This window comes from Pseudomonas sp. RL_5y_Pfl2_69 (assembly GCF_963970465.1).
Taxonomy (GTDB): Bacteria; Pseudomonadota; Gammaproteobacteria; order Pseudomonadales; family Pseudomonadaceae; genus Aquipseudomonas.
Genome location: NZ_CAXAOU010000003.1, coordinates 1 through 16,339 on the forward strand (window position 1 = coordinate 1; position 16,339 = coordinate 16,339).

The window sequence follows — 16,339 nt, forward strand, 5'->3', positions numbered from 1 at the left end:
AGAAGCTCGCGATCCCAAAGGCCACGGCGCTGCGTGAAAGGCGCGCAAGCGCCGTCACAAAACCGAGCAGCAAGGACAACCAGATCGAACAAAAGCACAGGAACAACGTCAGCGCCGCGCCTTGCAGGAAACCGTTGGGGCCCAGGTGCAGGCCCATCAGGTTCGGCAACTTATCCAGGATGATCGACAGCTTCAGGTCGAAGCTCATGAAGAACATGACGCACAACGCGAACAGCACCGCCCACGTCAGATAGAGCCGGGTGCGAAAGCCAAACAGTTGGCTCAAGCCACGGGGTTCGGTCTTGACTAGTGAACGTGTCTTGGCGGGATGGGGGTTGTGGGCAGTCATTGGCTGATATCGGAACCGATCCACTTCTGTGAAATCTTGCTCAGGGTTCCGTCGGCCTTCAGCCCGGCAATGGCTTCAGTCACCTTGGCACTCCACTGCGGATCGCCCTTTTCAATCGCCACCACGTTGGGTTCTGCGTAAAGCGCGGGGCCAGCGATCTTGAAGCGCGGATCCTGGGCAATCCGCTCACGGGCCGTGATCAGATTGGTGACCATCGCATCCAGACGCACCCCGCTGCCCAAGGCCAGGTCCTGGAACGCCACGGTTTCATTATCGTACGGGGCAATCTGGACATTCTCGAACGGGTAGCTCAACGGCTTGTCTTCGGCGCCTTCAATCACCAGGTCCTTGTTCAGATAGGCTTCATAGGTGGACGCGCTGATCACGCCCACTTTTTTCCCGGACAAGTCCTTGCCTTCAACGATGGGGTTGTCCTTGGCGTTCACCACGATCACTGCTGGCGACTGGTAATACTCGACCGGAAAGTCGAACACCTCAGCCCGGGCCTTGCTCGGGGTCATCGAGCACACGCAGATGTCGTAACGCCCGCTCCAGCGGCCTGCGGCGATCACATCCCAGGACGGTGTTTCCAGCTTGAGCTTGACCCCCAGGCGCTGCGCCACGGCCTTGGCGACGTCAACGTCAAAGCCGTCCAGCTGGTTCTGATCGTTGAGAAACGAAAATGGCGGATAGCTCTCCATCAGCACGCCCGTCATCTCCCCTTTTTGGGTTACGCGATCCAGGGTGGGGCCCGCAAAAGCCGTTGCACAGGTCGCGAGCAAAGCGAGGCCGAAAGGTAAGAGCGCCGTTGTTTTCAAAGACCAATACTCCAATCATTTCAAAGTCATTTGAATAGATTAAAACGTACTATAAATCTCATTTGTACTTGTTTTATGGAATAAAAACCTCGCTTCGAGCTATATCGAATGACACTGAAACCTCGCCAGACAGCCTGCTCGCTTCGACGCAGGTTTAAGCCGTTAAACAGGGCTGGCGCTGAGCCTTCCCCTGGCTTGCCAGCGCGATACGTGTCACACGGATTTTATTTCCATGGCCCGGTGCTATTGCATAACCGCCAGAGTCCGGTAGAACCTTGGTGATCAGCGCAAGAACGTGCAGAGACTTGCCATCGATTTCGGCAATTGAAGGAAAAGCATCATGGATACGGAAAAACTCAAGACGTTGTTGAAACCCTGGCTCTCAGCAGAGACATGGCACAGCGGAGATCAAGTGGACGATCAACGCTTTCACCTGGCGTTAAAAAGCGCATTCGATGAATTTGGCGTACACATCAGTTCAGATGACTTTCAGCAGGCCATTGTGCTTTGCCTGCATGAGTACCGACCGAGGGACGTCACGTCATACGAAAACGATGTCGAAGAGTTCGCGCAACGCGGCGAAGACATCGCCAGCTATCTGACCGACCTCAAGCCACATTGATTCTCCCGCCGCTTCACTGCGCCAGTCGCTCCCGGCACATCGCCGGGAGGTCACACCTCCAATCGGCTATCAAGCGTACCGGCAAGGGACAACGCTTCATCGCCCAACGAGCTGCAAAAGGCGTCGACGAAGCTGGATGAGGGCCGATAATCAGGCTTGATCAACATTACGCGATAGGGAATGGACACGTTGATCGGCCGAATCACCACGCCTCTGCCCGACTCATCCACTGCCGTCAGCGGGTTGATAATCGCCACACCCAATTGCTGCCTGACCATGGCACAGACCGACGCCGCGCTGGTTGTTTCTATGACCGTATGCCGCTCGACCCCGGCCTGGCGAAAGTGCTCATCGAGGGTCTGACGATAGATGTCCTGGCCCGCGAGGTTGATGAAGGCCACACCGTGAAAATCCTCCATGACCAGCAGCGGCCTGGCCGCCAACGGGTGGCTCTGGGGCAGTACGCAGACCATGTCGGCGCAAAAGAGCAATTCACCCCGGGTACCCCGGGGCACCTGTTCACCTTCTGTCAATCCGAGGTCGTAGCGCTGGGCGCTGAGTGAGTCTTCCAGCCAGGGGGACTCCTGGGCCGCAATGCTCATACCGATACCGGCATGGTGTTGCTGAAAGCGTTTACACACTTTGGGCAACAGGGTCTGGGAAAAAAGCGGAAGGCAGGTGATGCTCAACTGACCATGCTCGAAGCGACGGATCGAGTGTGCAACGCTGTTGATTCGCTCCAGTCCGACATAAGCATGCTCGACCTCGTCGAACAGCATAACGGCCTGGCCTGTAGGTATTAACCTGCCCCCCTGCCGCTCAAACAACTTGAGGCCAGTCATACTTTCAAGCCGTGCCAGCTCCCGGCTGACCGTTGGCTGGGAGGTAAACAGCAAGCGGGCTGCAGCGGTGACGCTCCCCGACTGCATGATGGCGCGGAAGACTTCGACATGACGCATAGAAATTCCCACGGCAACCTCAGCCAATGATTCAATGCCCATATCAAAACTGAATCGACCTACAAAGAATAGATATTTTATTGAATGGATCGCGATCGACATGATGGGCTCTCTCAAGACCTCATAGTGATGACCTCCATGCCCAACCTTCCCGTTTTCCAGCAATTGGCCGAAATCGAACAACAGCACGGCACCCCGCTGTGGTGCTATGACGCCCAAACCATCAGGGCACGTATCGACCAACTGCAAGGCTTCGATGTGATTCGATATGCGCAAAAAGCCTGCTCCAACCTGCATATTCTGCGACTTATGCGCGAGCAGGGCGTGCGGGTGGATGCCGTATCACTGGGCGAAATAGAGCGGGCACTGCTCGCTGGATACAGCCCTGCCGGCGACCCCGCCGGGATTGTTTTTACCTGTGATCTGTTCGATGAAGCCACCTTGCGGCGCGTTGTCGAACTGAACGTTGAGGTCAACACCGGCTCGATTGATATGCTTCGCCAACTGGGTGAAAAATCTGCAGGCCACCGGGTATGGCTGCGGATCAATCCGGGATTCGGACACGGACACAGTCGCAAAACCAATACGGGAGGCAAAAACAGCAAGCATGGCATCTGGCATGACCAGGTGCAGGAGGCACTCGGTGTCATTCGCCACTACGGGCTGAAGCTGGTGGGTTTGCACATGCACATCGGCTCTGGCGTGGATTACACCCACCTTGAGCAAGTGAGCAGCGCAATGGTCACGGCTGTAAAGACACTCGACCACGACATTGAGGCTTTCTCCATAGGCGGTGGACTTTCAACGCCCTGTCGCGCGCAAGAAGAGCCGGTGGATATCCAGCGCTATGCACTCACATGGCGCCAGGCCAAACAGAGCATCGAAGACTGGCTCGCCCATCCGATAAGGATGGAGATCGAGCCCGGCCGATTCCTGGTCGCTGAGTCAGGCTATTTGGTCACCGAGGTCCGGGCGGTAAAGCAGATAGACAGTCGACATTTCATTCTGGTGAATGCCGGCTTTAATGACCTGATGCGGCCAGCCCTTTATGGCGCCTATCACCACATCACCTTGCTGGACTCCCAAGGCACCCCTATCAGTCGTCCACAACACCTCAGTGTCGTAGGAGGCCCCCTCTGCGAATCCGGTGATGTGTTTACCCAGGATGAACAGGGCATTACGGCACGCTTGCTACCTGAGGCTCAGGTGGGAGACTTGCTGATCATCCACGATACAGGCGCATATGGCGCCTCCATGTCATCCAACTACAACAGCCGCACGCTGCTGGCGGAGGTGTTGATCGAGCAAGGGCAAACGACCTTGATTCGACGTGCACAACCATTGTCAGACTTGCTGGCCCTGGAGTTGGGACTTTGAAGCAGCTACACCGGTCAACGTCCTGCACGTGAATGCTGCATGATGACGACCCTGGAAGTGGGCTCACGTGTTGCGACACAGATGCCCTTCCGGCAACCAGAGAGACCGCCATGATCCGGCTAGCTGAAGCACACGATGAACCCAACATCCGGGACTGCGCCGAACAGGCTTACGCGCGCTATGTACCAGCGATTGGGCGCAAACCTGCGCCCATGGTTGCTGATTTTGCCGCGCAGATTGCAGCTGGCGCTGTCTACGTCGCGACGGATGAGCACTGCACCTTTCAAGGGTTCGTTGAGTTTCATGCCAGGGAGGAGCATATCCTTCTGGAGAATGTGGCCGTCCTGCCCAGCGCAACCGGACGCGGCGTGGGCAAATCGCTCATTGCCTTTTGTGAAAGCGCCGGCCGCGAGCGCGGCATGCAGGCCGTGCAGCTTTATACCAATGTGATGATGGCCGACAATCTCCTGATCTACCCCAAGCTCGGGTATGTAAACGTTGGGCAACGCACTGAAGACGGATTCAAGCGCGTCTATTTCGAAAAGCTGCTCACGCCTCCAGACTCGATCTGACCTGTGCGCCAGCAAACGATCAGGATTCAAATAACTGTTTCGCGGGACTCTGACATTGGAATTAAGACAGCTGCGCTATTTCGTCAAAATCATCGAGCATGGCAGCCTCGGGCGGGCGGCACTGGAACTGGACGTTGGGGTGTCTGCCCTCAGCCAGCAGATCTCCAAGCTGGAAAGCGAGCTGTGCACCCGCCTTCTGAATCGCACCACCACTGGCGTGACGCCGACAAGCGCCGGCCTCGGGTTTTTACACCACGCCCAACTGACACTGCGCCAAGCGCAAAACGCCATCATGGCCGCCCATCGCGGGCGAATGAGTGGCTACGTGAGCGTGGGCCTGCCGCCCACCACCGCAACCGTTCTTGCCCTGCCGTTGATCAACGCAATGCGTGCCCGGTATCCGGACATACAGCTGCATCTGGTAGAAATGCTCTCCGGGCACCTGGCTGCCCAGCTCAACGCCAGACAAATCGACCTGGCCATTCTGTTCCAGCTCGAAGGCGGGAAACGCTGGAGCGTGACGCCCCTTCTGGACGAAAAGCTGTTCGTCATTGCCTCCCCCACTCTGCCCCAGGCTCCGTGTGGCGACAGCGTGCAGTTGGCAGACCTCGGTGGCTTGCCACTGGTAATGCCCAGTGCACAGCACGGCTTGCGTTCAGGCTTGGTGAACGCGTTCGAGCGGCTCGGGCTAACACCCAATGTCATCATGGAAGTGGACGGTCTTGCGGTTCTGATGAACGCCGTCCGGGCCGGTCATGCTGCGACCATACAACCGGGCGCCGCCGCCGCATTGAAAGACGAGTCTGGACTCTCACTGGTCAGAATTTCCGACCCCCATGTGGGGCGACGCAACCTTCTGGCCACACTGGCTGAAGACGAATTGTCCCCTGCCGCGCTGGCAACCCGGTTGGTCATCGTCGACGTAGCGCGACAACTGGTGGTCGACAAACAGTGGCCAGGCGCAACGTGGATTGAGGAACAGGACCCTTGATTCCCCGTTCAACCTCGAGCTGAGCGGCATCGTGCACCGGTAAGTCTTTAGAAAAACTAAACACCCCGCGCCAAAAGCAGCCTTTCGGCCCTCCACCCTCGCCTCTATCGTGCCCCCAACTCGCAAGGAGCACCTCGTTCCCGCTTCCTTGCAAATCGAGGAGCGATAATGATCGATGTTTTAATCGTGGGGGGTGGTAACGCAGCCTTGTGCGCCGCTCTGATGGCGCGAGAAGCTGGCGCCAGCGTGATGCTGCTGGAAGCCTCGGCGAAAATCTGGCGCGGGGGCAACTCCCAACACACCCGCAACCTGCGCTGCATGCACGACGAGCCTCAGGACGTGCTGATCGATGCCTATCCGGAAGAAGAGTACTGGCAAGATCTGTTGAAGGTCACCGGCGGCATTACGGATGAGAAACTCGCGCGCATCGCTATCCGTGCATCCTCCACCTGCCGCGACTGGATGCGCTCCCACGGCGTGCATTTTCAGCCCCCCCTGTCCGGCGCACTGCATGTGGCGCGGACCAATGCTTTTTTCATGGGTGGCGGCAAAGCATTGATCAATGCGTATTACCGCAGCGCCGAACGCCTCGGTGTAAAAATCCGCTACAACGCCCAAGTGACCGACATTGAGCTGGACGACGATAAATTCGTCGCCGCCCACATTGGCGAGCACGAAGTAGATGGCCAGCCTGTGGCGGCTGAACGTATTGAAGCCCGGGCCTGCGTGCTGGCCAGCGGCGGTTTCGAGTCCAACCGTGAGTGGCTCCGCGAAGCGTGGGGGCAGAACGAACGCGGTGAATGGCCGTCCGATAACTTCCTGATCCGCGGGACCCGATTCAATACCGGCATTGTGCTGCGGCGCATGCTTGATCTCGGCGCCGATGTCATCGGTGATCCGACCCAGGCCCACATGGTGGCAATTGATGCCCGCGCGCCCCTGTATGACGGCGGCATCTGCACACGCATCGACTGCGTTTCGCTGGGGGTGGTGGTCAATCGCGAGGGCGAACGCTTCTATGACGAAGGCGAGGATTTCTGGCCCAAGCGCTATGCAATCTGGGGGCGCCTGGTTGCCGGACAACCGGGTCAGCAGGCGTACTCCATCATCGATCAGCAAGCCATCGGGCGCTTCATGCCGCCCGTCTTCCCCGGAACCACGGCCAATACCCTGCAGGACCTGGCCCGCCAGCTGAAGCTGCCTCAGGAACAATTCGTCAAGACCGTCGAGGACTACAACAACGCCTGTCGCGTCGGCACTTTCGACCACACCGCGCTGGACGACTGTCACACCCAGGGGCTGACACCTGCCAAGACCCATTGGGCCCGGCCGCTGGTCAAACCCCCTTTTTATGCCTACCCGCTGAAACCGGGTGTCACGTTCACCTACCTGGGCCTTGCAACCGACCACACCGCCGCCGTGCATTTCAACGGCAAGGCGAGCCCCAACCTGTTCGTGGCCGGAGAAATGATGGCCGGCAATGTACTGGGCAAGGGATACACCGCCGGCATAGGCATGGCCATTGGCACTGCATTCGGCCGTATAGCCGGTGCACAAGCGGCTGCCTCGGTGGGCTTTGGCGCTTTATCTGCGAACTCGGAGTCTCGACATGCAACTGTTTGATCCCACGGCGTCGGGCGGTCTGATCCCGGTCCTGAACCTTGACGAAAGTGAAGTCCAGCGGCAGATGAGCATTTGTAATGCCTGTCGTTATTGCGAGGGCTTCTGCGCGGTTTTCCCGGCAATGACACGCCGCCTGGAGTTCACCCAGGCAGACATCCATTATCTGGCGAACCTGTGCCATAACTGCGGCGCATGCCTGCACGCCTGTCAGTACGCTGCCCCCCATGAATTCGAGGTCAATGTCCCGAAAGCCATGGCCAAGGTCCGCCTTGATACCTACGCCGAATACGCGTGGCCACGCGCGATGGGCAAGTTGTATCAGCGCAACGGTCTGACACTGGCACTGGCGTCGGGAGCGGGCCTGGCACTTTTTCTATGCCTGACCCTGATGCTCATGGGCAACCTGTTCACCGCCATTCCTGGAGGTAACTTCTACGGGATTTTCCCGCACAACACCCTGGCGTTGATGTTTGGCGCGGTGTTCGGCTTTGCGGTACTTGCGCTGACCCTGGGTGTAAGGCGCTTCTGGCACAACATCTCACCACCCGCAGCCTCCCTGCCGTTAAAAACCTCTGCGGCGCTGGAGGCGACGGCCAACGTTGCACAACTCAAATACCTGGACGGCGGCCATGGCCAAGGCTGCAACAACGCCGACGATAAATTCACCCTGTGGCGCCGGCGGTTTCACCACCTCACTTTCTACGGCTTCCTGCTGTGCTTCGCAGCAACCGGTGTCGCCACGCTTTATCACTATCTGCTGAAGTGGTCGGCGCCTTATCCGGTGTCCAGCCTGCCCGTGATGCTGGGCATTGCCGGCGGCATAGGCATGCTGATCGGCCCCGCAGGCCTGCTTTGGTTGAACCTGCGCCGCAATCCGGCCCACGGCGACGTGAATCAAAAACCCATGGACCTGGGCTTCATCGCCCTGCTGTTTCTGGTCAGCGCAAGCGGCCTGGCGCTCCTGGCGTTGCGCGAAACCAGCGCACTGGGCTTGACGCTGGCTATCCATCTAGGACTGGTCATGGCGTTTTTCCTGACCATGCCCTACAGCAAGTTCGCCCATGGAATTTTTCGCAGCGCAGCACTGCTCAAACACGCCATCGAAAAGCGTCAACCCAACCCGATTAACGCCGGCAGCGACTGACGGTCAGGTCACTCATTCCAATAACAATAGTGAGCACAACGGTAGCCATGATGAAAACTACAACGACAACACCCCGCGCCAAGGGGTCCAAACTGGGCGCCATCTTGCGGGTCACCAGCGGCAACTTTCTCGAACAGTTCGACTTCTTCTTGTTCGGGTTTTATGCGACCTACATCTCCCGGACTTTCTTTCCCGCCACCAGCGAATTCGCCTCGCTCATGATGACTTTTGCCGTGTTCGGCTCCGGCTTCCTGATGCGTCCGCTGGGTGCGATTGTGCTGGGGGCTTACATCGACAAGGTTGGCCGGCGCAAAGGGCTCATCGTGACATTGTCGATCATGGCAGCCGGTACCGTATTGATCGCCCTGGTGCCGGGCTATGCCAGCATTGGCATAGCGGCACCGATTCTGGTGCTGTTGGGCAGGCTGCTGCAGGGCTTCTCCGCCGGTGCGGAAATGGGTGGCGTTTCTGTGTACCTCGCGGAAATTGCCACACCCGGTCACACCGGTTTTTACACCAGTTGGCAATCCGCCAGTCAGCAAGTTGCAATCGTCGTCGCAGCTGCGTTGGGCTACACCATCAACGCCACCATGCAAGCCGCTGAAATCGCCGACTGGGGCTGGCGTATTCCGTTCTTCATTGGCTGCGTGATCATCCCGTTCATTTTCATTATTCGCCGCTCACTGGAAGAAACCGAAGCCTTCACGGCACGCCACCATCGTCCAACGACCCGCGAGGTTTTCCGCTCGATGCGTGACAACTGGCGCACCGTGCTGGCAGGCGGTTTGCTGGCGTCCATGACCACAACCACGTTCTACCTGATCACGGTTTACACCCCTACGTTTGGCAGAACCGTACTGAACCTGAGCACCACTGACAGCCTGGTGGTGACTCTGCTGGTCGGCATCAGCAACTTCTTCTGGCTGCCTATCGGTGGCGCACTGTCTGACCGTATCGGTCGTCGGCCTCTGTTACTGGCGATTTCCTTACTGTGCATCTTCACCGCCTACCCGGCCATGCACTGGCTGGCAGAAGCCGCCAGCTTCGAACGACTGCTTGCCGTTCTGCTGTACTTCTCATTCTTCTTCGGTATTTACAACGGCGCCATGGTCGCGGCACTGACCGAAGTGATGCCGCAAAATGTGCGTGTGGTGGGGTTCTCGCTGGCCTTCAGTCTGGCGACTGCGGTATTTGGCGGCTTCACCCCGGCAATCTCGACCCTGCTTGTCCAGGCCACCGGGGATAAAGCTTCGCCTGCGTACTGGCTGATGTTCGCGGCAGTGTGCGGATTTACCGCGACAACGATTCTGTATCGTCGGCAAAAAATCCTAGCGGTCAGCGCCGTATAACAGAGGCTCGCTACGTGTCACTCATTCACGGCGTGAGTTGGGTCTGAGTGACACAAGGTCAGTTAGCGCTTTTCGTTGCGGGCAGGCGCTTCTCCATCGGCTGATAGACCAGCCCGGCGAACTCCCCCACGTCCCCTGCGAGGCTGAATCCGTAGCTTTCGTAGGCAGTTACCGAAGACAGCGATGCTCTGACGGTTACGGCTTCACCTCTGGCCTGCTCCAGTGCCGCGCTCATCAGGCGCATGCCGATGCCCCGACGCTGCCATCCCGGCGCGATAAACAACATCGCCACGTGGCGTCCTTCCTTCAGCTCGATCAGCCCCGCTATCGCTCCATCAGCGACACAGACAAGCATCAGGTTGTCGCCCTCCATGCGGTCGGAAAACGCCTGCACTGCAGCCACTCTGGCGAAGGTTTCAACACCCTGTGCCGACAACGAAGGCGCAACCGCCAACATGAACGCGTCCAGGCACAGGGCGCTGACGCGAGGCAGGTCATCGTGGGTCAGTTTGCGTATCTGCATAGCTGCTCATCCGGGGCAGTATCAACCTTGCTCTTCGGTTAACCCGCCCGCTCCAACGCTGAAAAAAGGCTTACATATTCCAGTGACAGTTTATGCCGCGGCGCCAGATGAATCATAGGCACGGAGGCTTCATGGGATTCACGCATTTTGATGGTGCTGCTCAAGTAATTGGGCAACACAGGCATGCCCTCGGCGATCAATTCGTCAATAAGCATCCGGTGCAAGCTGGCGCGCCCTACGAACTGGTTGACCACCACGCCCTCGACGACCAGCGACTCATTGTGGTCCGCTTGAAGCTCGGCCACTTGAGCGATGACGCTGTAGAGCGCCTGCCGGGAAAACTTGTCGCAATCGAAAGGAATCAACACCCGGTCGGCGGCGATCAGCGCACTGTATGAATAGAAATTGAGGGTCGGCGGCGTATCGATATAAATACGCTCGTAATCCTGGGAAAGCTCCACCAACAAGCGGCGCAGTTTGTTGACCTTGAATTTCGACTCCAGTTTTGACTGGAGTTCAGCAAGCTCACTGTTCGCGGTGACCAGATGCAGGTTGTCATAGTGCGTTTCAGTGATGGCGACTCGATTCTTTTTGCTGGCCGGGCCGCTGGAGAGGGTTTGCTTGAAAAAATCAGCGATCCCCATAGGGATATCATCACCTGCCAGCCCCGTCAGATACTGGGTGGCGTTAGCCTGATGATCGAGATCCACCAGAAGTGTGCGATAGCCTTCAGCAGCACTCACAGCGGCTAGATTGCAGGCAATGCTGGATTTCCCAACGCCCCCTTTCAGATTGAATACAGCTCGGCGCATGAGACAGATACCTTGAGAAAATCCTCCCCTGATAATAAGAATGAAATATTTCAGTAATGTTTCTACGCGACAAAATGTTTCAAGTATAAGACAGGCATCGCTCCGACTTCTGACCTCGGGGTTTGGTTTTCTGGTTTGTGTTTTTGAACTTTTTCAGGAGTGCTATACCTAATCGCTCGCTCAATATTTTTATCAACGTCATGGAGACACTCGCTAATGCTTACTGCAAAACTGCTGCGTCACACCTGTGCCCTAGCGCTGTTCAGCGCACCACTGGCAGTGATGGCCGCCCCAAGCACCGACCCTCTCTTCACCATCGGTTTACTGGGTTCCTACAGCACGTTCGAGTTCGAAGGCGGTAGCAAGTCCGACAAGGAACATTTGGCCCAGGGTGGCGTGTTCGCCAACTATGGCAACAAGATGACTGCCGAATCCGGCTTCATTTACCAGCTCGGTGGTGAAGTCAAATACAGCAAGAAAAATGACGACAAGCTCAAGGAAGCCCAGGCCGATCTCGACCTTGGCTGGCGCGCCGCGCTGGATGCGCGCAACTTCGTCGACGTGATTGTCGGCGGCGGTTACAACTGGACCCGTTTCGAGCCCGAAATCAACAATCTCGACACAAAGCTGACCCTTAAATCGCCATTTGCCAAGGTTGCACTGGGTTACAACCACCAGTTCGACACCTCGACCCTGCGCGCAGAAGTGGGTGTCCGCCGCTCGATCGATGGCCGCGCACACCTGAAAGTCGACGACTTCGGCAGCGACAGCGTCGACATGAAAGACCGTACCAACCCGTACGCAGAAGTGTCGCTGCTGATGAACCAGAATGGTGACATGCCGATCAACGCGGGCGTGTACTACACCCGCACCGAGTACAAGATCGACGAAGATTCGCCGGTTGCCGACAACACCAAACTCAAGCGTGACGAGTTCGGCGTGAAGGTCGGCCTGGCGTTCTGATCCAACCCGGCAGGCCCCGTCGCTGACGGGGCCTGTACCAGCCGCAGCGCCCTCGCCGCTGTGTGCGTGACTCCTTTTCGGACCGAGCATTCTTCTGGGTCAATGCGCCCAAAGACTTAACAGCATTCGCCTCGACCGACATAAGTAAGGATCACTATGTTCCGTAACGGTCAGATCATCACCTTCCCGGCCCTGGTCGCAACGGTATTGTTGCTTACCGGTTGCCCGCCTTCAGCCGAGTTCACGCAGTGGCAACGCACTTCTACTTCCGTAGACGGTGTTAAAGCGGCCATGGCAGAGTGTGGGAACCCTGTAGAACGCTCATTGGACCGTTTACCGACAAACGAACGGGTGCTTCAATTCCAGTGCATGCAACGCCTGGGTTTTACGCGCAAAGACGGGTTTGAATTTTGTGACGTCATGAACAATGTTCCAGCCTGCGTAGAAGAAAGAAATGGTCATCCACTTGGCTTGTCCCAACTTGAAGCATTGCCGTTCGAAGCCGATGAAGGCTTCTATCCTATAAAACCCGATTCTGGCCGGTATGAATATATGCAAGTCTCCTGGCGAAAAGCCGGCGCGTCACTCCACTTCTCGATGCAACATGCCAATAACCAAGAAGCACTACCCGTCATGTACGCCTGCGGATATCCGAAACCACTCGGGTCGAACCTTGAAGTTGCCAGCATCGGACGCACTGCCAAAGTGCAACGCTGCATGATTGATCACGGATTCGAACCGAAGGACAAAATGATGCTGGTGTGTCGGCCATACCCCACAGTGACGGGTTGTAAAGGCAGCGTTGAGAACAGTGGCTGATTTTATGATGCCTTCTATCCCGCCCCTTCTGGCTTGATCCGGATTATCCATTGGCGCGCTCAGCACCGGTGTCAGATTCAGTTGTTGCCATGGAATCGACATATGCGTCCCTTACGAACAGGCCCGCACAAGGCGGGCCCGGGGGCATCACGTGATGATTGTCAAACAGGCATTCAAACGCTGGGTTTTAGAAAAAACTCACTGTCGAAGGCTTCAACAACAGGTATCGCAACACGCAATCGACGGTGACCCTCTTCGCTAAGTGAAACCAGGTTTGCGCGCTGGTCGTGCAGGTTTGTTTGCTTTTCAATAAGCCCGTCCTTTTCCAGACGAGAAATGATTTGCGAAATATGCATGCGATCCATGCCGGTAAAACTGGCAATGCCATGTTGAGTAATCGGCTCGCCCTCTCTTGTCAGCCAGCCGCTTACAGCCAGGATGGCGAACTGTGGCTGGGTAAGACCCAAAGGTTTCAAGCGAGCGTTGAGTTGACGCTGCCAGTCTAAAAAGTCACGCCAAAGCCGAAATCCAGGGCTGTCGTTTGGTCCAGCAAAGACGGAACCACCCCAACGTCCCTCGACACCATCCTGATTAGCACTCACGGGAAACGTACCTGCGCTTCACAAGACTTCTTGAGCCCCTGCATTGTGTTGGGCATCGATGCCTGGATTGATCTACCGACCAGGTATCGAAATAGAAAACTCAGCGGCCCGCAGAATTCAACCCAGTGGGTTGCGACAGTGCCCCCCTCCACTTCGGTAAGCAGGTGTCCGAATTCCATGCGGCATAAAGGCAAACGGCTTTGCACCGAAAACGACTTGCCCTCGGTCATTTCGACAATCTGAATGTTGGCCTTGGGCCCCACCCTTGGCTTAAGCCAGCCTTTGGCGCCCACCTCAAGACCGCCGGGCAAGCTTGCATTGCTCACCTCTGGGTCCCAATCGGCCCAGCCCGCCGCATCTTTATACAAACGGAACACTTGCGCGGGGGTCGATCTAATCTCAATAGACTCTTTGATTTCCATGGCCTTTGCCTTGCGTCAGTCACATTAAAATAATTGTAAATGCATTTACAATTAAACACCATAGGCCCTGATCTGGCATAGAGAACGCTGTCGAAATTCTCAAAGTTCAGCACCCAAAGCTGGACTGCATGCTCATCGCTGACCCGAGTACGATCAGCACACCCTTGCGGTACGGATAAGGCTCGACCAAAGAACAATGGGTCACGCGGACACGAAGATGACCATTCACCTATAACAAGCCATTGAAGCATTTCTCCCGGCCCGCCTATTCAAAAACAACGTCTTCTCCATGCAAAAGCTTATTCATCAGCTTTGACAGTAGTTTCATAAATACCAGTCAACACAAAAGATATAGGATTATTCGTCAAGCTCACACTAGAGTGGCTTATCCAAATATCGCACAAATAGAAACTTGCAAGCCTTTATCGATGATCTACACTGAGCGCTCACCTTACCTCCAGCCAAGTCGACCACCCCTGTATCAAAAAACCAGGACACTAGAGCATCACAACGGAGATACATCAACATGGAAGTTTATGGCGAATTTATATTCAATCAAAACCAAGATACTGAGCTTGAGCGACTGAATCATATAACAACTGCATTTGACCCTATTACAAAAGAACACATATCCAACCTCAACCTTCCTTTCAATTCAAGATGTCTAGATATCGGCTCAGGCACAGGAAGCATTGCTTCATGGCTCTCAGTCTGTTCCCAGCAAAGAAATTTCGAGGTACTTGCATTAGATCGAGACGGACAATTCTTACCAAAGCAAGCTTCGCACCCTAAAAATCTTACGACTCTGAAATCAGATATATCCACGACCACCTCACTTGGTGGATTTGATTTAATTCACGCACGCCTCGTCCTAATCCACCTTCGCGACCGATCAGAAGTATTAGAAAAACTTGTATCATGGTTAAAACCTGGCGGATGGATCATCCTGTCTGAGTTTATTGACCACAGCACGATGAAACCACTACCGTCAGCCTATAGCAAAACCATGCAAACCATGTGGGAGGTTTTATATAAAACCATAGGCACAGACCGTAATTGGGGCAATACATTATCAAAAAAATTCAACACCCTTGGTTTGAAACAGCTTGGTAGTTCATTACATTACCCACCACTAAATAATGGATCGCCCATTTCAGCCTTTTGGTGCCTAACCTGGATGCAGATGAAACAACACTTACTGACTACAGGCGCTCTAAATATGGCTACCTACACGGAAGCTATAAACAACCTCAGCGCAGGCGAGGTTGTGGATTTACCACCAGGGTTGATCACATGTTGGGGGCAGCGGTGATACTGGCGACTCAGACAGAGCGATTCAGGAATTGCGAATACAGGCGGCATACTCATTTCAAAATGCTCCCATAGAGTTGGCCCGGCCGGTGATTCGAATTAGTCCGCACCCCGGTACTTGGAACCCTCGCCGGGCACGGTACTGCGGTCTCACTTCAGAGAGAAATCACTTGTTCAGCCGTTCGGCCAGTCGAGTCATCAGATCCATGCGCTCATGCAAAATCGCCACGATCAAAGCAGGGGCACCTTCACGTGGCAGGGCAAAAGCATAGTGGTGTTCACAGTGCGCCATCAGCAACTTCGGGTAGAGGTCGCTCAAGTCCCTGTACGCGCCTTGATGGGCGGCAAGACGAGCAATGCCGCGTTCAAGTCTGCCGATATAAACGCGCACCTGCTGGTCACTCCACTGTTGGCGCGTGTAGCGGATGATCTCGCGCAAGTCGGCTTCAGCTTCAAGCGTAAGAACGTAAGCGCCAGTCAAACCCGGTTTTCTCCGGACAGCTCTTCGTCAAGGATGTCACCAATGCTCCTGCCTGAAACCTTGCCCGCCAAGCCATCATTGATACGGGCGGTCAGTACGCCTTTGAGCTCTTGCCAAGCCGGATCATTGTCAACATTGCCCGGAAACAAGCGCTCGATGGCGTATTGCTTGATCGTCTTGCCTTGCAAGGCGGCCAACGCTTTCAAGCTCTGATGCTGCTGCTCGGATATGTCTATGGTCAGGCGGCTCATGTGGCAACTCCATGGGTGATCTACACCCTCATATTGGCACAAATGTGGGAATGTGGGCTTTCTACTGGACGATCGGGTTTCTTGCCCGATTAACACTGACAGTGTTGGCCATGTTGGCCGCGTGACTATATAGGCAGCAGAATTGCTGATGGGCCACGCAGACGCGAAGATAACCAAACACTATCAGGATGGGCACACCGAGAAAGGTATTGAGTACCTGGAGGTGGGAGCTGATCTGGCGTTCTGAGGTGGGGGTTTTGCAAAAGTTTTGCAAATCGCAGACAACAAAAAAGGGCCCACCTTTCGGTGAGCCCTTCTAGACCGCCCAGCAGAGCGGATTTTGTTTGGTAG

The 16,339-nt window shown here is 55.9% G+C and carries 18 protein-coding genes and 1 pseudogene; 10 read left to right on the forward strand and 9 right to left on the reverse strand.

The window, feature by feature from the left end; translation table 11 throughout:
- Together AACY07_RS06105 and AACY07_RS06110 are read right to left on the reverse strand one after the other, a co-directional pair.
- Positions 1 to 349: pseudogene (locus tag AACY07_RS06105) on the reverse strand (amino acid ABC transporter permease); the annotation flags it as partial.
- On the reverse strand, positions 346 to 1,167 hold the full coding sequence (locus AACY07_RS06110; protein WP_445261355.1) for an ABC transporter substrate-binding protein: 822 nt from the start codon (positions 1,165 to 1,167) through the stop codon (positions 346 to 348). The gene AACY07_RS06110 and the pseudogene AACY07_RS06105, both read right to left, overlap by 4 nt.
- Before the next feature lie 340 nt (positions 1,168 to 1,507).
- Here AACY07_RS06110 and AACY07_RS06115 point away from each other — a divergent pair, with 340 nt between their 5' ends.
- Positions 1,508 to 1,789 carry a hypothetical protein gene (locus AACY07_RS06115; RefSeq protein ID WP_133077248.1) on the forward strand — a complete coding sequence of 94 codons (282 nt, stop codon included), beginning with the start codon at positions 1,508 to 1,510 and terminating at the stop codon, positions 1,787 to 1,789.
- A gap of 50 nt (positions 1,790 to 1,839) precedes the next feature.
- Here AACY07_RS06115 and AACY07_RS06120 read toward each other — a convergent pair whose 3' ends face one another.
- Entirely contained in the window at positions 1,840 to 2,760 is a 921-nt protein-coding gene (locus AACY07_RS06120) for a LysR family transcriptional regulator (protein ID WP_339473938.1), read from the reverse strand.
- A gap of 126 nt (positions 2,761 to 2,886) precedes the next feature.
- Here AACY07_RS06120 and lysA point away from each other — a divergent pair, with 126 nt between their 5' ends.
- From lysA to AACY07_RS06150, 6 genes are all read left to right on the forward strand, one after another.
- Entirely contained in the window at positions 2,887 to 4,125 is a 1,239-nt protein-coding gene (gene lysA / locus AACY07_RS06125) for a diaminopimelate decarboxylase (protein ID WP_339473940.1), read from the forward strand.
- A gap of 110 nt (positions 4,126 to 4,235) precedes the next feature.
- Entirely contained in the window at positions 4,236 to 4,697 is a 462-nt protein-coding gene (locus AACY07_RS06130) for a GNAT family N-acetyltransferase (protein WP_339473942.1), read from the forward strand.
- A 55-nt stretch (positions 4,698 to 4,752) separates the two neighbouring features.
- Positions 4,753 to 5,688 carry a LysR family transcriptional regulator gene (locus AACY07_RS06135; RefSeq protein ID WP_326426016.1) on the forward strand — a complete coding sequence of 312 codons (936 nt, stop codon included), beginning with the start codon at positions 4,753 to 4,755 and terminating at the stop codon, positions 5,686 to 5,688.
- 168 nt (positions 5,689 to 5,856) lie between these two features.
- Positions 5,857 to 7,311, forward strand: a complete 1,455-nt coding sequence (tcuA, locus tag AACY07_RS06140; RefSeq protein ID WP_339473944.1) for an FAD-dependent tricarballylate dehydrogenase TcuA — start codon at positions 5,857 to 5,859, stop codon at positions 7,309 to 7,311.
- Positions 7,298 to 8,455: a tricarballylate utilization 4Fe-4S protein TcuB gene (gene tcuB, locus AACY07_RS06145; RefSeq protein ID WP_339473946.1), complete on the forward strand. Its 1,158-nt coding sequence runs from the start codon at positions 7,298 to 7,300 to the stop codon at positions 8,453 to 8,455. Before tcuA ends, tcuB begins: the two co-directional genes overlap by 14 nt.
- 47 nt (positions 8,456 to 8,502) lie before the next feature.
- Positions 8,503 to 9,804: an MFS transporter gene (locus AACY07_RS06150; protein WP_339473949.1), complete on the forward strand. Its 1,302-nt coding sequence runs from the start codon at positions 8,503 to 8,505 to the stop codon at positions 9,802 to 9,804.
- 58 nt (positions 9,805 to 9,862) lie between these two features.
- Here AACY07_RS06150 and AACY07_RS06155 read toward each other — a convergent pair whose 3' ends face one another.
- Together AACY07_RS06155 and AACY07_RS06160 are read right to left on the reverse strand one after the other, a co-directional pair.
- Positions 9,863 to 10,327: a GNAT family N-acetyltransferase gene (locus AACY07_RS06155; RefSeq protein ID WP_339473950.1), complete on the reverse strand. Its 465-nt coding sequence runs from the start codon at positions 10,325 to 10,327 to the stop codon at positions 9,863 to 9,865.
- 38 nt (positions 10,328 to 10,365) lie between these two features.
- Entirely contained in the window at positions 10,366 to 11,139 is a 774-nt protein-coding gene (locus AACY07_RS06160; protein ID WP_339473951.1) for a ParA family protein, read from the reverse strand.
- A gap of 216 nt (positions 11,140 to 11,355) precedes the next feature.
- Here AACY07_RS06160 and AACY07_RS06165 point away from each other — a divergent pair, with 216 nt between their 5' ends.
- Together AACY07_RS06165 and AACY07_RS06170 are read left to right on the forward strand one after the other, a co-directional pair.
- Entirely contained in the window at positions 11,356 to 12,102 is a 747-nt protein-coding gene (locus tag AACY07_RS06165; RefSeq protein ID WP_339473952.1) for an outer membrane beta-barrel protein, read from the forward strand.
- 156 nt (positions 12,103 to 12,258) lie between these two features.
- Positions 12,259 to 12,921 carry a hypothetical protein gene (locus AACY07_RS06170; protein WP_339473953.1) on the forward strand — a complete coding sequence of 221 codons (663 nt, stop codon included), beginning with the start codon at positions 12,259 to 12,261 and terminating at the stop codon, positions 12,919 to 12,921.
- Between the two features lie 173 nt (positions 12,922 to 13,094).
- Here the strand turns inward: AACY07_RS06170 and AACY07_RS06175 are convergent, their stop codons facing one another.
- Both AACY07_RS06175 and AACY07_RS06180 read right to left on the reverse strand, forming a co-directional pair.
- Positions 13,095 to 13,523: a MarR family winged helix-turn-helix transcriptional regulator gene (locus AACY07_RS06175; protein WP_339473955.1), complete on the reverse strand. Its 429-nt coding sequence runs from the start codon at positions 13,521 to 13,523 to the stop codon at positions 13,095 to 13,097.
- Positions 13,520 to 13,945, reverse strand: coding sequence for an SRPBCC family protein (locus AACY07_RS06180; RefSeq protein ID WP_339473956.1), 426 nt, complete (start codon positions 13,943 to 13,945; stop codon positions 13,520 to 13,522). The genes AACY07_RS06175 and AACY07_RS06180 overlap by 4 nt, the downstream gene beginning before the upstream one ends.
- Before the next feature lie 526 nt (positions 13,946 to 14,471).
- On the opposite strand from AACY07_RS06180, the gene AACY07_RS06185 reads away from it, so the two are divergent.
- Positions 14,472 to 15,257 carry a class I SAM-dependent methyltransferase gene (locus AACY07_RS06185; RefSeq protein WP_339473957.1) on the forward strand — a complete coding sequence of 262 codons (786 nt, stop codon included), beginning with the start codon at positions 14,472 to 14,474 and terminating at the stop codon, positions 15,255 to 15,257.
- A gap of 165 nt (positions 15,258 to 15,422) precedes the next feature.
- On the opposite strand, the gene AACY07_RS06190 is transcribed toward AACY07_RS06185, so the two are convergent.
- Both AACY07_RS06190 and AACY07_RS06195 read right to left on the reverse strand, forming a co-directional pair.
- A complete protein-coding gene (locus AACY07_RS06190) occupies positions 15,423 to 15,737 on the reverse strand; it encodes a type II toxin-antitoxin system RelE/ParE family toxin (RefSeq protein WP_339473958.1) in 315 nt (104 codons plus the stop codon).
- The gene (locus tag AACY07_RS06195) at positions 15,734 to 15,988 is read right to left on the reverse strand and encodes an antitoxin (RefSeq protein WP_339473959.1); all 255 of its coding nucleotides are present in this window, start codon (positions 15,986 to 15,988) and stop codon (positions 15,734 to 15,736) included. Before AACY07_RS06195 ends, AACY07_RS06190 begins: the two co-directional genes overlap by 4 nt.
- Between the last annotated feature and the right edge of the window lie 351 nt (positions 15,989 to 16,339).